The organism is Johannesbaptistia floridana, assembly GCF_057440575.1.
Genome location: NZ_JALKVM010000192.1, coordinates 1 through 16,071, shown reverse-complemented (window position 1 = coordinate 16,071; position 16,071 = coordinate 1). Strand labels below are relative to the sequence as shown.

13 protein-coding genes and 1 pseudogene are annotated in these 16,071 nt (G+C 37.1%); 5 read left to right on the top strand and 9 right to left on the bottom strand.

The genetic code is table 11. The features are described 5' to 3' along the window. Positions 1-60 precede the first annotated feature (60 nt). Positions 61-915: a 30S ribosomal protein S2 gene (gene rpsB, locus MW688_RS12945; protein WP_486736424.1), complete on the bottom strand. Its 855-nt coding sequence runs from the start codon at positions 913-915 to the stop codon at positions 61-63. A gap of 123 nt (positions 916-1,038) precedes the next feature. On the opposite strand from rpsB, the gene MW688_RS12940 reads away from it, so the two are divergent. Next, the gene (locus MW688_RS12940) at positions 1,039-2,127 is read left to right on the top strand and encodes an AI-2E family transporter (RefSeq protein WP_486736423.1); all 1,089 of its coding nucleotides are present in this window, start codon (positions 1,039-1,041) and stop codon (positions 2,125-2,127) included. A gap of 50 nt (positions 2,128-2,177) precedes the next feature. Next, positions 2,178-4,406, top strand: a complete 2,229-nt coding sequence (locus MW688_RS12935) for a lytic transglycosylase domain-containing protein (protein WP_486736422.1) — start codon at positions 2,178-2,180, stop codon at positions 4,404-4,406. A 183-nt stretch (positions 4,407-4,589) separates the two neighbouring features. Here MW688_RS12935 and MW688_RS12930 read toward each other — a convergent pair whose 3' ends face one another. The 8 genes from MW688_RS12930 to vapB all read right to left on the bottom strand — a co-directional run bounded on the left by MW688_RS12930 (position 4,590) and on the right by vapB (position 12,732). Then, entirely contained in the window at positions 4,590-4,928 is a 339-nt protein-coding gene (locus tag MW688_RS12930; RefSeq protein ID WP_486736421.1) for a hypothetical protein, read from the bottom strand. A 1,081-nt stretch (positions 4,929-6,009) separates the two neighbouring features. Next, positions 6,010-6,354: a DUF952 domain-containing protein gene (locus MW688_RS12925; RefSeq protein ID WP_486736420.1), complete on the bottom strand. Its 345-nt coding sequence runs from the start codon at positions 6,352-6,354 to the stop codon at positions 6,010-6,012. A 554-nt stretch (positions 6,355-6,908) separates the two neighbouring features. Then, positions 6,909-7,892 (bottom strand): vitamin K epoxide reductase family protein, encoded by a 984-nt coding sequence (locus MW688_RS12920; protein WP_486736419.1) that lies wholly within the window; start codon positions 7,890-7,892, stop codon positions 6,909-6,911. A 184-nt stretch (positions 7,893-8,076) separates the two neighbouring features. After that, a protein-coding gene (gene prfB, locus MW688_RS12915) for a peptide chain release factor 2 (protein WP_486736418.1) occupies positions 8,077-9,175 on the bottom strand; the annotation gives its coding sequence in 2 pieces (ribosomal slippage) (positions 8,077-9,102 and positions 9,104-9,175; 1,098 coding nt in all). Between the two features lie 117 nt (positions 9,176-9,292). Further along, a complete protein-coding gene (locus MW688_RS12910) occupies positions 9,293-9,799 on the bottom strand; it encodes a GNAT family N-acetyltransferase (protein WP_486736417.1) in 507 nt (168 codons plus the stop codon). Position 9,800: 1 nt separating this feature from the next. Then, positions 9,801-10,082 carry a type II toxin-antitoxin system TacA family antitoxin gene (locus tag MW688_RS12905; protein WP_486736416.1) on the bottom strand — a complete coding sequence of 94 codons (282 nt, stop codon included), beginning with the start codon at positions 10,080-10,082 and terminating at the stop codon, positions 9,801-9,803. Between the two features lie 148 nt (positions 10,083-10,230). Further along, on the bottom strand, positions 10,231-11,451 hold the full coding sequence (gene ispG, locus MW688_RS12900; RefSeq protein ID WP_486736415.1) for a (E)-4-hydroxy-3-methylbut-2-enyl-diphosphate synthase: 1,221 nt from the start codon (positions 11,449-11,451) through the stop codon (positions 10,231-10,233). Between the two features lie 1,050 nt (positions 11,452-12,501). Continuing rightward, positions 12,502-12,732: a type II toxin-antitoxin system VapB family antitoxin gene (gene vapB / locus MW688_RS12895; RefSeq protein WP_486736414.1), complete on the bottom strand. Its 231-nt coding sequence runs from the start codon at positions 12,730-12,732 to the stop codon at positions 12,502-12,504. 240 nt (positions 12,733-12,972) lie between these two features. Between vapB and MW688_RS12890 the strand changes: the two genes are divergently transcribed. The 3 genes and pseudogenes from MW688_RS12890 to MW688_RS12880 form a co-directional block, all read left to right on the top strand. Beyond that, complete coding sequence (locus tag MW688_RS12890; protein WP_486736413.1) at positions 12,973-14,196, top strand: chromate transporter; 1,224 nt, start codon at positions 12,973-12,975, stop codon at positions 14,194-14,196. A 185-nt stretch (positions 14,197-14,381) separates the two neighbouring features. After that, on the top strand, positions 14,382-14,864 hold the full coding sequence (locus MW688_RS12885; protein ID WP_486736412.1) for a GUN4 domain-containing protein: 483 nt from the start codon (positions 14,382-14,384) through the stop codon (positions 14,862-14,864). A gap of 512 nt (positions 14,865-15,376) precedes the next feature. Continuing rightward, a pseudogene (locus MW688_RS12880) lies at positions 15,377-16,071 on the top strand (hypothetical protein); the annotation flags it as partial.

Below are 16,071 nucleotides of genomic sequence, written 5' to 3'. Positions count from 1 at the left end.
TTTGCAAGCCCCCACTATCATCGGTACTCCGATTATAGTGGTGGGATGTTGACAATCTGGCTATTCTTCACTATCATCATCGTCGTTTTCTGAAAACTCTTCTGCTGATTCATCATCATAGTCGTCAGCATCATCAGTATCTTCCTCTGATTGATAGTCAGATTCTTCAATCTCTTCATCATCGAAGCTTTCATTGATATCTTCTTCATAATCAATCATGCTATCACCAGTAACGCCACCGCGTCCTTCTTGGATTGCATCTGATAATTTCCCTACAATTAACTTGATTGAGCGGATGGCATCATCATTGGCGGGAATAGGGATATCAACTAAGCTAGGATCACAATTAGTATCAATTAATCCCACTACAGGTATTTTTAACTTTTGACATTCTAAAATAGCATTATGCTCACGACGAATATCAACAATGACTACTATATCAGGAACACGACGCATAGTTTTTAACCCGCCGAGATATTTTTCTAACTTTTCTAATTCTCGACGTAAAGAAGCCGCTTCTTTTTTAGGGCGCTTATCTAAAGCACCGCTATCATTAAGCTCTTCTAATTCCTTGAGTCTTTCTATGCGGTTTTTAATGGTTTCCCAGTTGGTAAGCATTCCACCTAGCCAACGTTGATTGACATAATAGCCTTTACAACGCTTAGCTTGATCGGCGATGATGTTAGCAGCTTGACGCTTAGTACCAACAAAAAGTATTTTTTTCCCTTCCCCAGAAGCTTCACGAAGATAGCTATAAGCTTCTTCCATTAGTTGTGCGGTCTGGACTAGGTCTATAATATGTACACCATTACGCGCTGTGTAAATGTATTTGGACATTTTTGGACACCAACGACGAGTTTGGTGACCGAAGTGAACTCCTGATTCTAAAAGTTCTGCAAGGGAAACAACTGACATGATTTTAAACTCCTATTTCGGGTTTAGCCTCCATCCACTGGAATTTCTTGTGAGAAACACCCGAATTCTTGGGATGTGCGATTTTAAACAACTTTACTAGTATAACATTATTTTGGTGGTTTTATGTCTGAACGTTCAATCAAGATCTCTATTTCTACTCTCCTACTAATTGCCGCAGGTTTCCTAGTTATGGTTTTATTATGGCAATTGAGAAGCTTTATTGTAATTTTAATGATTTCAGTAGTTATAGCCTCTACTTTAGCACCTTTAGTTAGTGGTGCTGAAAAGTTAAATATCCCCCGTTGGCTAGGGGTAATCCTAGTTTATTTGGGCTTATTTGGGATTCTCACTGGTTTTGGTCTGTTAATAGGTCCTACTGTATTTACTCAAATTGAACGCTTATTTCAAAAGTTACCTATTTATTTGGAGATTCTCTCTAATTTAGCTGAGGATTTAATTTTGCGCTTTGGCATAACTCAACCAGAAGTCTTAGATCGCCTCAATCAACTTTTTGATATTCAGGCTTTGACTTCTTGGGCTTTTCGTTCTAGTCAGCAGTTATTGTTTCGTTCTCTGGTAGTGACCAGAGGTCTTTTAGGTGGTGCTTTTAACTTGATTTTAGCTTTAGTCTTATCTGGTTATATGCTCTCAGGGTCAGAAAGTCTGATCAATGGACTAGTAAGTATTTTTCCTCAACCTTGGGAAGATCGTTTAAAAGCTCAAGTTATACCCGTTAGCGAAAGAATGGGAGGCTATATCCAAGGAAGATTATTAGTTTCATCAATTCTTGGTGTATTTGTAAGTTTGGGCTTAAGTTTAATCGGCATCGCCGAATTTGCCCTGGCTTTGGGAGTGATTGCTGGTTTTACTAATTTGATTCCCTTTTTTGGTCCAGTGTTAGGGGCAATACCCGCTCTAATTGTCGCTGTAGCTCAAGGAGGTTGGACTTTTTTTTGGGTGCTATTATTATACGTGATCATTCAAAATGTAGAAACCTATGTACTAGACCCCCTTTTAGTCGGCTCTTCAGTAAAAGTATCACCTCTATATCAACTATTGGCTGTATTGGGAGGAGTACAAGTATTAGGGATTTTAGGAGCCTTGATTGTACCACCATGGGTGGCAGGAGCAGCAGTAATGTTAAAAAATCTCTATATAGAGCCGAAACGTCAATCAGAAGCTCAAAACAAAATTGACCATGTAAATACTTAAGTTACCCATTGTTATAAAATCTGAAGTAAAGGCCATCCGAATCGGAGAAAATGATTAAAGAAAAAGTAATTAACAAAAGAGATACAAAAAAACCCTATCTCTTTTTATTAGTCTTCCTAGCTTTTGGTTTAATAGGAATAGGGAGCTATTTGAGCTTGAATCCTCGTGGTAGGGATATTAGTGAACAAGCTTTGGAAATAGGAGAAGAATATCTCTATCGCTGGGGGTGGCGATCGCCAAATAAACCCCTAGACTCTAACACTGATTCTCAAATTTTCTCTCTAGCTTTAGAAACACCGGAGGCAAGAGAAAGTCAATTGAGAAAAATTGCCGATGGTGAATATGGTTTAGAAAGACATCGTGCCCGTTATTTATTAGCTGATGATTTAATTGCTAAATACGAAGGGGGTCAAGCTTTAGTATTATTAAGGAGATTAGAAAAAAATTACCCCTTGCTTGCTCCCTATATTCTCCTCAAAAGAGGTAGAGCTTATGAGTTAACTAACGAAGTAGAAAAAGCTCGTAAAACTTGGGAAAAATTGATTTCCACTTACCCTGATACGGCCGCTGCCGCTCAAGCTTTGTATAAACTGGGTACTTATGATTCAATATATCATGACCAGATGATTAGTAAATTTCCCCAGCATCCTCTTACCCAGCAAATTGCGAGGGAGCGTTTAGAGAAAAATCCAGAACAATTTGATTTGCTGTTACTATTAGTTAAGTACGACTATAGTTATAGTACTAATCAGATTAGAGATCGTTTAGTTACAGAGTACAACGATAAACTAACCTCATCAGATTGGCAAACTATTGGGGCAGGTTATTGGCAAAATGGGGAATATCGTAAAGCGGCAGATGCCTATCGGTATGGGCAGATGGATCCTCGCAGTATCTACCGCACGGCTAGAGGGTTACACCTTAATGGTAATATTAGAGATGCTAGACAATGGTACAAAAAAGTAATTATTGAGTTTCCTGATGCTCAAGAAACAGCTTTAGCTTTAGAGCACCTAGCAAGTTTGTCCGAGGCGAAGGCATCTCTATTTTATCTCGACTTACTGATTAAAGATTTTCCCCAACAAGCAGCAACAGCTCTCTATCGTAAGGCTATTATTTTAGATTATCTTAATTCCCATCAGTCAGCAGAGGCAGCACGTAAAAGATTATTAGAAGAATATGGTGATTCAGAGGCGGCGGCAGAATATCGCTGGAATAAGGCTCAAAGATTGGCTCAGAAGGGAAATAAACGAGAGGCAATAGCCACTCTCCAACCTTTGATAGAGATTCCCTCTTCTAACGATATTAGTCCCGAGGCTCTCTTTTGGGCTGGTAAGTGGGCAATGGATGTGGGAGACAAAGATACAGCACAGGCTGCTTTTGAGCACGTTTTAACTTATAATTGGCAATCGTACTATGCTTGGCGTTCAGCGGTTTTTCTTGGTTGGAATGTGGGAGATTTTGATAGTGTGCGTAATTTACACCCTGAAGTTACAATGCCGACAACTCGTCCTATACCTCCAGGGGGTTCTAAAACTTTTGCTGAACTGTTTTTATTAAACCAAGATACTGATGCTATATACTTATTTGAGTTTGAACTGGGAGATCGCCAAAACTTCAGCGTTGCTGAACAATTTACTGAAGGGTTACTTAAACTCCACCAGGGAGAATATCGTCAAGCGGTCAACTTAATTTGGAGTCTCAAGTTAAGAGAAGAAGAAAGAGAAAGATTAGAATGGCGTCAATTGCGCCAGACAGATGCTTACTGGCAAGCTTTATTTCCTTTTCCTTACTACGAAACTATCTTAGATTGGTCAAATACTAGAGATTTGAATCCATTATTAGTCATCTCTCTGATTCGCCAAGAATCCACTTTTGAGGTGGATGCGCGTTCTCCCGTAGGTGCAACTGGTTTGATGCAAGTTATGCCTACTACAGGAGAATGGATTGCTGACATTCTTGATATTAAATCTGACTATTCTTTGCTTAATCCAGAAGACAATATTACTCTAGGAACTTGGTATTTAGATCATACTCATAAACAATATAAAAACAATTCTTTATTTGCTGTAGCTAGTTATAATGCAGGACCAGGTAATGTTAATAAGTGGACCAAGAGATATTCTTTAACTGATTTAGACGTTTTTGTAGAAAATATTCCTTTTCCTGAGACAGAAGGCTATGTCAAGTCAGTGTTTGGTAATTATTGGAACTATTTGCGGATTTATAACCCTCAAATTTCCCAATTAGTAGCCCAACACCACCAAAGCCAGGAATAGCTATTTACTCCCTTGTTTATTTTTCCCAAAAAATATGTGCTAGTTTTATCGCTATTTTTCTTACAATAGATGATTAAATACTTTTAAGATTAGGTCATATATAACTTATGACCTAATCCTCAAGCTTTAACAACTCATTTTTGATGGCTTGAAAAGCTATCTTCAAAAAATGATCAAATTTAGTTACTCGGAGGGAAAACCATCTATGCTAATAGGTACTAAATCTCCATAGGTTGTCAGACCTAACAACATTTGTTCATTTTCGGGAATCAACTTTCCTGTGAAAACACAGCTTTCATCTTTAGCTGCTGTTGAAGGAATTGTTGCGCGAATATCAGCTTTAGAAAATTTAGGACGATAGTCACCAGATTTTTGCTGTACGTAATTCCAGAGAATATCACGAATTAGAGCTTGATAACCTTGATTTCCCGATAGTTTTTTCAGTTTATCTTTAAGTTGTCTTTCTAGCCGAATGCTAGTTACTTCCATCTCGGTAGTGGAGGTACGGTTCATAGTTCTCATTGTTTGTTCCTCAAAAAAAAACACACTTTAAACAATAATTCTATTGTAATTCAATTTCAAAAATTTTGCAATACTTTAAAGAAAAAATTTTTTTTGGCAATAATCTCAATATTTTCTCTTCCTTGACCTAATTTTGAAAGATAGACATCTATAAAAAGTAAGAAACTATGAAGCAAAAATTAAAATATGCTTAATTAATTAAACATACATAGCATTTTCACTATGATGATTTACATAAAAACCCATTAACTCAGATCTTGCATCTTTATCACTCATTTACTGGTGGGGGTTGAGTAATGAGTAATGAGTAATAAGTAATGAGTTAAAGAATTAATCCTAACCCCTTAAAAATTGATTCTCGCCTGTTGGCCTATTTAGTACTTTTGTTCTGGTCCAAGATATGAGTTAAGGAACAAAAAACAGAAAATCTACCGCTCTGAGATTACCTGCTCAAAATTGCCAGCCTTTACCAGTTAATGGTTTGGGGTCACAAATAACTTATGAAGTGGCGGAGAGCGCCTCCCAATAACTCAAGATTATTGACCACAAAACAGCCTCTAAGGCGCTCTCCGCTTTCGCTGGCAATTTTGAGTAAGTTTATTGCACCCCCAGGCTTTTTGGAGATTGCTATAAGAAAAGTTAAATTTAATAATAAGTAAATATAAATAGGTCAAATCAAGACATTTGCCCTGGGATTATTACTATTGTTGATAAGTTGGAATAATTATGTATTTTAAACACTGAGTATATATTACTATAATATTTCAATATCAAATCACCAGTACTTATGTACTAAATTAACCTCAGAAAAAGTTTATTTCTCTTTAGCCTAAGATCTGGCAAAGGTATACCAATTTTTAAGCGCGATCGCATTAATTCTTTAACTCATTACTTCAAAACTTCAAAACTTCAAGACTTCTTACTTCTTACTTCAAGACTTCAAGACTTCAAGACTCAAATAATTACTCATTACTCCTTACTCCTTACTCATTACTCAAACACAACCAGTAACTTTGGGTAAAGATGCGAGGGTCTGAGTTGATATCTGTGGGTCATTTTCGCTCTTCATTAGGAGAATTGGTTATTCCAAATATTTGAGATAATTTCTAATCTTGTCAGATTCAACTGTTTCTACAACTGAATCTACATTAATTGGTCCATAAATATGGGGAAAAGGATCAATATCCTTCTCAGAACTCTCCCATCTTATGTCAGATATAAGTTTTTGAGTATCAATCTTTAAAAGAATGATATCTTGATTATTCTCATAGAACTTATTTAAAACAAAATTAAGTTGAGTAATTTTCGAGGCGTGAATAAATTTAACACTTTCTAAAGAAGAACACTTATAAAAACTATTATTGTTTGTAGCTAGATTCCAATCTGAAATGTGGGCAATATGAAATATATAAGTTTTTGCGCTCATAAAAATATGGTTCGACAAACTAAGTTATGCTAAAAACGAGGTTTAAATAGGGCTTGCTGAATAAATCTAGAAGTCATAGTGGACAAAGAGTAGAACCTTATGCAACGTTTTTATCTATTTAAATAGAGTTTGACCATTGCAACAAGTCTATAGCAAGGAATAAAGTTTCCGCTTCCCTTAACTGTTAACTTGCACTTTTTACAATCCTTACTCAATAAGCGTTTCGCCTATCTCCCTGAAAGTGCTAATTTCTTATGGATTTAGTGGCGATAGCAACCTTAGTCAGGAGTTTAGATCTTGCATGTGGTGCAGTGCTTGTTTAGATTTTATCTCTTGAAAATAATGTATAAAAATATACATTTAATCAGCAAATTAAGTAATTTTACTTAAAATTTCTCCCCCTCTCCCGGAGCTCCCCTGCTCCCCCTCTCCCGGAGCTATACAAGGGTTTTAGAGTTCCTTATAAAGGATAGATTCTTTGAGGGGGCACCGAATCTGGGAATACTGAATATACAAGCTTTAATTGTCCTAATAGTAAAGGCCACTGCTATATATCAATTTAGAGCATATTGGAAATCCTGAGGACCTTCGTAATTAGAAATTTCGGCTAATCTTTCTAAAGTTTGAGTACCTCGATAGATTTCACCGTTAATTTCCCAACTGGGGTAAGATTGTATTTGTGCAGATGTACAGGCTTGAATTTGAGGATTTTTACCTCCTTCGGCACATTCAATGTAGTTAATTTTGGCAAAAGCTTCTTTACCGAATAGTTGCTTTTGTTCGTAACAGTGAGGACACCAAAAAGCACCATATTTTTTAGCACCTATACTATTAAGATGTTCTGCCAAGGCAATTTCTGAGGGACCTGAAGTAGTAGTAATTTCCCATCCTAACGGGGGTTTAGGTTGAGAAGTTGCTCTAGGTATAGGAATCTGACCATTTTCGTTAGGTAAGGCCGTTATTTGAGCGGGTTGAGCAAAAACAACTAGAGTAGCAATTATGGTGATTATAGCAACAATTATACCTGTAAACCAGATTTGACCAACATCTTCCCAATCGCGACCAACAATAGTTAAGGTTAATAAAGATAGAGAAAATATTGCTGAGGTTATACAGTAAAGACAAGGTACTTTTAATTCGGTGAAGAGTACATACATTAAGTAGCCACTAAAGACGGCCATGGCAGTAGCGCCGATGAGAAGACACAACCATGTTAAATTATCTACGTCTTTTTTAAGAGTCTTACTGGTTTCTGAGTTCATCAACAAAGGTATCAGGGAAAAACCCGCCATAGATGTGTAAGCAAGAAAACCGAAGAGACTCAGGGGAAGACCAAATACTTCTCCATAGCGACTATTTAAGACATCGTTACAGCTAGAGGTGGAGGCTTCGCTACCTGCTATACAACCTACCTCACCATTTTGTAGTTTAACTATGGTAAGATAGGCAGTAATAATAGCTCCTAAAATAGCGATCGCACCTATTAACAAGCGAGAGTTTCGATATATCCAAGGTGTAGAACGACGGCGACTAATCATAATATCTTCCTAATAAATTCTCTAAACAATCTGGCAATTTTAGCTATTTTCCTTTGCCTGATTTTTGGTAGATACATTTGTCATCATAACATTTTTCCTTTGTAAGTATAGCAGGAGAAATTATCTTGTTTGAATTTTCAATTCATCCACAAGTAAATGAGTGATAAAGATGCGAGGGTCTGAGTTAAATACTTTTGAGATATGCTTCAATAAAAGCATCTAAGTTGCCATCTAGTACATCATCTACGGCGGTTGTTTCTTCGTTTGTGCGTAAATCTTTAACCATTTGATAGGGATGGAAAACGTAGTTGCGGATTTGGTTACCCCAAGCTGCTTCTACCATATCTCCTCTAATTTCGGCTATTTCTTTGATTCTTTGTTCTTGTGCTATTATTAATAGTTTAGCTTTCAGTAATGCTAAAGCTTTTTCTTTGTTTTGTAGTTGAGAGCGTTCTTGAGTACAACGAACAGCTATCCCTGTAGGTATATGCACCATTCTTACTGCTGTTTCTACTTTGTTAACATTTTGACCACCTTTTCCTCCGGCGCGAGAGGTGGTTACTTCTAGATCTTTTTCTGGGATTTCTACATTCACCTCATCTAAGCTTAAAGCTGGCATTACTTCTACTCCAGCGAAGCTAGTTTGTCTTTTGCCGTTGGCGTTGTAGGGGGAAATGCGTACTAATCTATGGGTGCCTTTTTCTCCTTTGAGATAGCCGTAGGCGTATTTTCCGGTTATTTCTAGGGTTGCTGATTTTATTCCCGCTTCGTCTCCTTCGGATATTTCTGTTAATTCTACTTTATAGCCTTGTTTTTGTCCCCACCGGGTGTACATTCGTAAGAGTATTTCTCCCCAATCTTGGGCATCTGTGCCCCCTGCACCAGCATTGATGGTCAGAATAGCCCCTTTGCTGTCGTATTCTCCCGAAAGGAGTCTTCGTAATTCCCAGCGGTCTAATTCTTTTTGAATATTATTGAGAATGTCGGCCGCTTCTGATTGTAGACTAGGATCTGTTTCTAATTCTAACAGTTCGGCGATCGCTTGGGCATCTGCCACTTTGCTTTCCCATTCTTTGTAGGTTTCCAAGCTATTTTTCAACTCATTTAATTCAGAAAGAGTTACTTGTGCTGTTTCTGGACTATCCCAAAATTCTGGTTGTGATGCTGTATATTCTAAATCTTTGATTTTTGCTTTCAGTGTCGGTATGTCAAAGATATTCCTGGGTTTTCCCCAGGCGCGAATAGGTTGTTTCTAGTTCTCTTTTTAACTCTGATATTTCCATGTTTACTTTGTTTTTGACTGTTCTATTTAGTTAGTAAGTACAGTGTTTCCTTATTCTACTATGTGGTTACTAGTCTTGTCTTGTGAATATCTACTTATTTTTTTAGATAATGTAATATTACAGCAATATGTGCGAAATAGTTTTTAGAGGTATAAAAAGTGATAAAGGTTGATCTTGGTAAGGAATAAAACCATATTTTAAATAAAAGTTTTTTGATTGTTCATCAGAAGCATCTACCCTTATCGCATAAATCCCAATTACCTTAGAAAGTTCCAAAGCTTGACTAAAAGCTTTCATTAGCATTAATTTTCCTAGCCCTAAACCTTGATAATTTTTATCAACAGCGAGTCTGCCAATAAGCATAGCTGGTATTTTCTTCGGTAGTCCTTTTGACGATGGCAGAGAATTACACTGAATTTCTGACATTCCTAAGGTATAGTAACCAGCTATGAGATTACTTCTATCCTTAGGAACTACAACATAAACCTGTGTAGTCCCTTTTCTTTGATTCTGTTTGGCATACTCTTTAATATATTGATTCAGATCCGGGTAATTTTCACCACAATCAAAATTACTTTTCTGGTGTTTTTTGTCTAAAACAGAGACAATCCATTGGCTAGACAATCTATTCTTCGTATTCCTTCATAAATTTGCTAAATGCTGATTTAAGTTGTTCATTAGGTTCTGGAGGTTTTTCTATGGTGTCTAATAGTAGACGCCAATCTTTTTCAGATACAATTTCTTGTTCAACACTAGTCGCATCTTTTAAAGCTGTCGATAGAACATATTGACTAAGACTTAATCCTAAACTCTCTGCCTTTGCTTTCAATAACTCTTTTTGCTTTTGACTAGCTCTTATCTCAATCTTTTTTGTTTTTTTACTTCCGTTACCTGTAATAGTGTTCATAGTCTGACTACTCTGTTTATATTTGTCCCTAATATGTCCTGACATATTAGTTAGATTATAAAACAATTTTTAATTTTTTATTGAAAATCCCCAAAAATGAAATTTTGGGGAAATTATCTATCAAAAGACCGTTTTTTGATCAATAAAACTAGGGTTCCACCCAGCGACCGTCAGCTTTAATTAAATTAATTAACTCTTTTACTCCTTCGGTTTCGGGTACTTTTTTAATTTCTTCTCTACCACGGTATAGAGATATATAGCCTGGTTGTTTCCCTACATAACCGTAGTCGGCATCGGCCATTTCTCCTGGTCCATTGACAATACAACCCATGACGGCAATATCTAACCCGGTTAAATGTTTAGTAGCTTCTCTAACTTCGTGTAAAACATCTTCTAAGTTAAATAGAGTACGACCACAGGAAGGACAAGCAACATATTCAACCATGGTTTTGCGCAATCCCAATGCTTGAAGAATACTATAGCAAACAGGAATTTCTTTTTCTGGTGATTCTGTTAAAGATACCCGAATAGTATCACCAATTCCTTCTGCTAAGAGGGTAGCAATTCCTGCTGTAGATTTAATGCGACCATATTCTCCATCTCCTGCTTCAGTTACACCTAAATGTAGAGGATAGTCCATACCTAACTCATCCATCCGTTTAGCCATGAGACGATAGGCGGCTAACATGACTGGCACCCGAGAAGCTTTTAGAGATATAACAATATTGTGAAAATCTAGAGATTGGCAAATTCTAATAAATTCTAATGCAGATTCTACCATCCCTTCTGGAGTATCTCCGTAGGTGAATAGCATTCTCTCGGCCAAAGAACCATGATTGACACCAATACGCATGGCTTTGTTTTGTTCTTTGAGAGATAATACTAAGGGTTCTAAGGTTTTTTTGATTTGTTCCCCAATTTGAGTAAATTCTGCTTCTGTATATTCTGTACGGTCTGATTTAGGTTTTTCAAAAACGTATAAACCGGGGTTAATTCTTACTTTGTCTACGTGTTTAGCTACTTCTAAAGCAATTTTCATGCCGTTATGGTGAACATCAGCCACTAGGGGGACTCTTTGATAAGTTGCCGCTAGTTTGGCTTTGATTTCTTCTAAGGCTTTGGCATGGGCTAAACTAGGTACTGTTACCCGGACGATTTCACAACCAATTTCATGGAGGCGGCGAATGGCGGCTACGGAACCATCTATATCCAGGGTATCTTCATTAATCATTGATTGGACTACCACTGGATGTCCACCACCGATGGTAACATCTCCTACCTTAACTGGGCGAGTTTTACGTCTATGAATGGTAGTGTCGAGTAACTGGTCTGAGTTTAAAGGTTGATTGGGCTTGTCTAGAGTTTGCATGGTCTGCTAGATTTTAGCTAAGTATTGGATAATGCTATTTTATTGTACAACTGATAGGCCAGATTTTAGTTGAGGCGATCGCCCTTTTGAGTCTTGAAGTAATGAGTAATAAGTAATGAGTAATATAGCAATTCTCATACTTGTGAGGTACAAAGGTTATTCTTTTGAGGCAAGAGAGGCACCGAGGCAGGAGGCAGGAGTTAGGTACAACCTTATGAGTCCGAAAAATGCTATATATTAATTAATTAGTAGGTTGGGCCCTTGGAACGAAACCCAACATAATGAGTAATGAGTAATGAGTAATGAGTAATGAGTTTTGAAGGTAGCCTGTAGCCTGTAGGTTGGGGCAGGGAGATAACCCAACAAACATGAATCATATCGCCATTTACTTTGACTGTTGGGTTGCACTTCGTTTAACCCAACCTACAAGCTAGATTTTAGCTAAGTATTGGATAATGCTATTTTATTGTACAACTGATAGGCCAGATTTTAGTTGAGGCGATCGCCCTTTTGAGTCTTGAAGTAATGAGTAATAAGTAATGAGTAATATAGCAATTCTCATACTTGTGAGGTACAAAGGTTATTCTTTTGAGGCAAGAGAGGCACCGAGGCAGGAGGCAGGAGTTAGGTACAACCTTATGAGTCCGAAAAATGCTATATATTAATTAATTAGTAGGTTGGGCCCTTGGAACGAAACCCAACAAACATGAGTAATGAGTAATGAGTCTTGAAGTAATGAGTAATATAGCAATTCTCATACTGGTGAGGTACAAAGGTTATTCTTTTGAGGCAGGAGGCACCGAGGCAGGAGGCAGGAGTTAGGTACAACCTTATGAGTCCGAAAAATGCTATATATTAATTAATTAGTAGGTTGGGCCCTTGGAACGAAACCCAACAAACATGAGTAATGAGTAATGAGTCTTGAAGTAATGAGTTTTGAAGGTAGCCTGTAGCCTGTAGGTTGGGCAGGGAGATAACCCAACAAACATGAATCATATCGCCGTTTACTTTGACTGTTGGGTTGCACTTCGTTTAACCCAACCTACAAGCTCATTCCATGTATTCCTTAAAATCTTCTAATGGTTCATCAAAATCATCAGGTAATGGCAAAACAAACGTCCCTTTTAAAATACCAGAACGACGTTTCTTAGTAGTATCCTGTTCCTGTAAAAAATCTTTCGAGTAGTTTTCCATCAGATACTTAGCATAGTGAAGAAGTTCTTGTTTGAGAGATTCTGGCATTTCTGCAACTGTTTGCCAGATTTCTGTCTCAATATTCATAAATATCTCCTAGCTTATTATATGTCAAATACTAGCGATTCTCTTAAATAAAAGACTATTATAGCAATTCTCATACTCATACGCTACATTTTTATTACTTCCCGTTTCTCGTCTTGGTAGACTTTCCCTGTTCCTTCATACCATATTTATTAATAAATAGGCAATAATTGTATACTAAGAGTTAACTTGACAATACCGTTTCAATGCGTCTTAGCTTATTATAATAAGCAAAAAAACATTATGACTATTCCTGATTCTTCCCAACCTTCTGGGGATAAAGAAACTATTGCTTTTAGCCTTCTTGATAAAGAGCAACAAAAACAAAGATTACAAGAACTAGCTAGAGTATTTCTTCGCTTAGGATTTATTGCTTTTGGTGGTCCTGCGGCCCATGTAGCCATAGTTGACGATGAAGTAGTTAAGCGTCGTGGTTGGTTAACTAGAGAAAAATTACTAGATTTAATCGGGGTTACTAATTTAATTCCCGGTCCTAACTCTACAGAATTAGTTATTCATATTGGTTATGAATGGGGAGGGTGGCGCGGTTTATTTTTAGCTGGTTTTTGTTTTATTTTACCAGCTATGGTGATGGTTTGGTTATTGGCGGCAGTTTATGCTCGTTTCCAAAGTTTACCGGAGTTAGGTTGGTTACTCTACGGCATTAAACCCGTAATTATTGCTATTATTCTGCAAGCTTTATGGAAATTAGGACGCAAAGCTATTAAAGATGTACCTACGATTATTGCTGCTGTGGTAGTTACTATATTCTCTTTTTTACAATTCAATGAAATCATTCTACTAGTTTTAGCTGGTATTGGCGTCATGCTGTATAAGAATTGGCGCCGTGGTAATCCGGGAAGTATCGGTAGTTGGGTTGTGCCAATGATGGGAATTTCTGCACAGATGACTTCTTCTACAACTACTGTGGCTAATGTGAGTGTAGTTAAAGTCTTTCTATTTTTTCTCAAAGTTGGTTCAGTATTGTATGGAAGTGGGTATGTATTGCTTGCTTTTTTACAGAGAGATTTGGTAGAAAATTATCAATGGTTAACATCACAACAGTTACTAGATGCGATCGCCATTGGGCAATTTACACCAGGCCCCATTTTTACTACAGCTACCTTTGTGGGGTATTTAATTGGGGGTAATTTGGGAGCTATTGCTGCTACTGTAGGTATTTTTCTCCCAGCTTTTTTACTAGTGTTAATTATTAATCCCTGGGTGCCACGTTTGCGTAACTCTCCTTGGTTTAGTGGTTTTTTAGATGGTGTCAATGCGGCTTCTTTGGGATTAATGGTGGTAGTTACTCTCACTTTGGCCCAATCTGCCTTAGTAGATGTTATGACTGTGGTAGTTATGCTAGTGGCGATTGTGGCGGTTTTCCGTTTTAAGATTAATTCTGCTTGGTTAGTAATTGCTGGAGGGTTGTTTGGCTTTCTGGCTAATTTTTTTAACTTATATTAATTAATTCGGGCTCATAATCTTTGTTAATTTCGTCGTTAGATTAAAATTTTGATTGCCCTGAGTAGGGGCGCACATACTTGCGCCCTTGTGGTGCTCTTGCGCCCTTCTGGTGCTCTCCTGAGCTACAAAGGTTAAAGAATTAGGGAATAGGCAATGCTTGGAATACAAAAAATAAGGAACAAAAAATGATTTTAAAAATTCAACAAAACTATTTACAATTACAAAAAAGCTTGAGAGAGCAAAATTGGCAAAAAGCAGATCAAGAAACAAGAACAATCATGTTAATAATTACTGGAGCAAATATAAGAAGAGATATTTTAATCACAGAAGAAGATTTAAATATTTTTCCTTGTAAACATTTAAACTTAATTAATAATCTTTGGATAAAATATAGTAATAATAAATTTGGTTTTACTGTTATCAATAGTTTTTATTTAAACTGCAATCAAGATTATAAGCTTCTAGCAGAAAAAGTAGGATGGCAAACAAATAATCAATGGATTAAAATAGAAAATATTAACTTTAGTTTAGATGCGCCTGAAGGTCATTTGCCTTTAACCTGGCTAATTCCCCTTACTTTTTCAAGATATTGGTCAGCTCGTTTTGCTAGTGCAGGCTGGAAACTAATGTTTAAACGCCTAAAAGAATGTAAAATTAGTCCTCATTAAAACAGCTACTTAAGGCTAATGTAATTCCGAATTCCTAATTCTTGTGACTGTTGGGTTGCACTTTGTTTAACCCAACCTACAAGCTTATATCAATTAATTCGTAGGTTGGGGCAGGGAGATAACCCAACAAACATGAGTAATGAGTAATGAGTAATGAGTAATGAGTAAGAAGGTAGCCTGTAGCCTGTAGGTTAGGGCAGGGAGATAACCCAACAAAAGGTAATATTTTACAAGCCAATAGAGAATTAGTATAATTTGTAGGTTGGGGCAGGGAGATAACCCAACAAACATGAGTAATGAGTAATGAGTAATGAGTAATGAGTAAGAAGGTAGCCTGTAGGTTGAGGCACGAAACCCAACAAACTGTTAACCTGTGTACCTCAGCAGACTAAAAAACCCTATATAATGAATGTGTATTATTAATCAGGCGTTTGTATTCCCTAGCGCCGCAAAACCAAGTATAAAGAGCTAAAAATTTTCACTCATTCGCGCCTTCGCGCATTTTACACCCCATGGATGACCAAACAATACAAGCATATATTGAAATAATCGCCCAACTCCTCCAATGTCCCCAAGGAGAAGAAATTAATATTTTACAAGCCAATAGAGAATTAGTTGACCCAAGCTTGGTTGAGATTATGGGTTATGTAAGTGAACAAATGCTCTCCCAAGGACGGGAAAACGAAGGTAGATTTCTAGAACAATTAGCAACCCAATTAGGTAACATCTTAGAACAAGAATTTAACCCAGAAGCAGCCAGAGAGTTTTTAGTTACAGTATTTGAAGCCATCGATGATAGTAATGGCGACTCAGAAATTGTTTATAATATTTTTAATTCTCATTTAGACTTACTAGATATTCCCCTCATACCCCTATTACAAGATTCAGTTAACAATGTCCTAGCAAATACAGAGCCACAAGAACATGAATCTGTAGGAGAGTTAATATATCAATTTGCCCGTTTAGTTGTTCAATTTCCCCGAGGAAATGCGAGAAAAACGAAAGAAATAGCAGTCAATGCCTTTCAACTACTCCTAGACATTTTTTCAGAGGATAAGTACCCTGAACAACGGGCCACAACCCAATACGCCTTAGGAAATGCTTATAGAGAGAGGATAGAAGGGGAGAAACGAGAAAATATCGAAACCGCCATAGCTTACTATCACCAGGCCCTACTCCACTGGAAAGAAACTACTGTACCCTTAGA

Bases quoted from the DNA above. Each gene is read 5' to 3' on its own strand.
- MW688_RS12885 (WP_486736412.1), top strand. From the start codon at position 14,382: ATGATTTTAAAAATTCAACAAAACTATTTACAATTACAAAAAAGCTTG.
- rpsB (WP_486736424.1), bottom strand. From the start codon at position 915: ATGTCAGTTGTTTCCCTTGCAGAACTTTTAGAATCAGGAGTTCACTTC.
- MW688_RS12935 (WP_486736422.1), top strand. From the start codon at position 2,178: ATGATTAAAGAAAAAGTAATTAACAAAAGAGATACAAAAAAACCCTAT.
- MW688_RS12925 (WP_486736420.1), bottom strand. From the start codon at position 6,354: ATGAGCGCAAAAACTTATATATTTCATATTGCCCACATTTCAGATTGG.
- vapB (WP_486736414.1), bottom strand. From the start codon at position 12,732: ATGAATATTGAGACAGAAATCTGGCAAACAGTTGCAGAAATGCCAGAA.
- MW688_RS12940 (WP_486736423.1), top strand. From the start codon at position 1,039: ATGTCTGAACGTTCAATCAAGATCTCTATTTCTACTCTCCTACTAATT.
- MW688_RS12920 (WP_486736419.1), bottom strand. From the start codon at position 7,892: ATGATTAGTCGCCGTCGTTCTACACCTTGGATATATCGAAACTCTCGC.
- MW688_RS12905 (WP_486736416.1), bottom strand. From the start codon at position 10,082: ATGAACACTATTACAGGTAACGGAAGTAAAAAAACAAAAAAGATTGAG.
- MW688_RS12890 (WP_486736413.1), top strand. From the start codon at position 12,973: ATGACTATTCCTGATTCTTCCCAACCTTCTGGGGATAAAGAAACTATT.
- ispG (WP_486736415.1), bottom strand. From the start codon at position 11,451: ATGCAAACTCTAGACAAGCCCAATCAACCTTTAAACTCAGACCAGTTA.
- MW688_RS12930 (WP_486736421.1), bottom strand. From the start codon at position 4,928: ATGAGAACTATGAACCGTACCTCCACTACCGAGATGGAAGTAACTAGC.